The organism is Ottowia sp. (assembly GCF_046348305.1).
Lineage (GTDB): Bacteria > Pseudomonadota > Gammaproteobacteria > Burkholderiales > Burkholderiaceae_C > Ottowia.
Window position 1 is genome coordinate 1 of record NZ_JAXMEM010000002.1, and the last position, 1,643, is coordinate 1,643.

2 protein-coding genes are annotated in these 1,643 nt (G+C 68.8%); both read right to left on the reverse strand.

Annotation, left to right across the window (positions count from 1 at the left end):
* On the reverse strand, positions 1-1,437 hold a 1,437-nt coding region (locus U1F38_RS00145), incomplete at its 3' end, for a PAS domain S-box protein (protein WP_409985028.1).
* Positions 1,434-1,643 (reverse strand): nitrilase-related carbon-nitrogen hydrolase (locus U1F38_RS00150; protein ID WP_409985029.1); only part of this gene is annotated, 210 nt, incomplete at its 5' end. The genes U1F38_RS00145 and U1F38_RS00150, both read right to left, overlap by 4 nt.

The window sequence follows — 1,643 nt, forward strand, 5'->3', positions numbered from 1 at the left end:
GCCAGGCGTTCCTGCTTCGCCGCTCAACAGGTTCAGGGAACCGGTGGCATAGCTGGCGATGGCGGCCAGTGGCTGGTTCAGTTCGTGGCTCAGCAAGGAGGCCATCTCGCCCACCGTGGCCAACCGCGCGGTGGCCTGCAGCCGCTCCTGGCTGGCCCGGGAGAGATCCTCGATGCGTCGTTGCTCGCTGATGTCGAGCAGGGCACTCATCCAGCCGGTCTGGTGTCCCAGAACATTGATGAGCGGCGCCTCGAAAATGAGCACGGGGAACCGGCTGCCGTCCTTGCGCATGAACACCGATTCGAATCCCTCGCGCGCGGTGGCCTGGTGGCTGCCCAGCCGGATGGCCTGCCGCTGCCGGTACTCGTCGGCCAACTCCGGCGGCCAGTATGGGGCCGGCGCGCCCCGCCCCAGCAATTCGTCAGCGGCAAATCCCACCATCTCGCAGAACGCCGGATTGACGTAGGTGGTGCGCCCCTCCAGATCGCGCGCGCGCAGGCCGGTGACCAGCGAATCCTCCATCGCCTTGCGGAAAGCCAGCGCGTTGGCCAGGTCGAACTCGGCCTTCTGGCGCCGGCGCATGTCCTTGCCCAGCAGCACCAGCACCGACACCAGGGCGATCGACATCGCGGTGACCAGCGCCGTGAGCACGTTGGGAAACAAATCGGGCGCGGCGCGCCAGCCGTCCACACGCAACACCAGGGTGTTCCCCGGCAGATCGAGCAAGCTCTGCCCGGTGAACACGCGACCGCCGCGCCGCACGGCGCCATGCAACGCCAGCCGGGTGCCGTCGGGTTCGACGAAAGACACTTCCTGGCTGCGCGTGTAGGTGCGGCCGACCAGCTCCGCCAGCATGGATTGCAGCGAATAGGTCGCCACCACGTAGCCGCTGTGCCGACCGGCGGTCACCAGCGGCATGCAGAGCTCCATCACTTCCATGCCCAACCCATCGGCCTGCGGCACAAAGTAGCTGCTGGAATAGGCGGGGCCGTTGTACCGGCGGGCAGCCTCGCAGGCTTGCGCCACCTCGGCCTTCGCGTCGCTTCGGCTCATCCGTTCGAAAACCGGCGGGCGGAAGGGTGAGTCGACACCCGCGATCTCGGCCAGCGCGGCGTCGCGCCATTCCAGGCGCAGCCATTCGCGGTGCTCGCGCAGCATCGACGCCGCATTGACCGACCAGCTGCCGGGCGTCGGGCTGCCGGCGTACAACGATTGCAGGGCCTGCACGTTGCGGGTCAACGCGCTGCGGACGTCGCTGACAGCCTCTGCCGCGTCACGCTCGAGCTTTTCCTGAACCTGGCTGATCTCGTAGCGGCCGGCCAGCCACACCAGCAAGGCCAGCAAACCGCCGACCAGCGCCACCAGGGCCAGCCAGAGGTGCCACCGGCGATCCGATGGCCCCGCCCGCAGCCAGACCGGAATGCGCGGCGTTTTCACAGGCGCCGATGCTCCAGCGCTGGCAGTTGCGCGCGGCACCGCGCCACTTGGCGCGCATCGAGCTCGGCCAGCACCACGCCGTCGCCATCGCCGGCGCGGCAATCGAGCACGCCACCCCAAGGATCGACCACCAGACTGTGGCCCCAGGTGCGGCGTCCGTTTTCGTGCACGCCACCCTGCGCCGCCGCCACCACACAGGCCAGGTT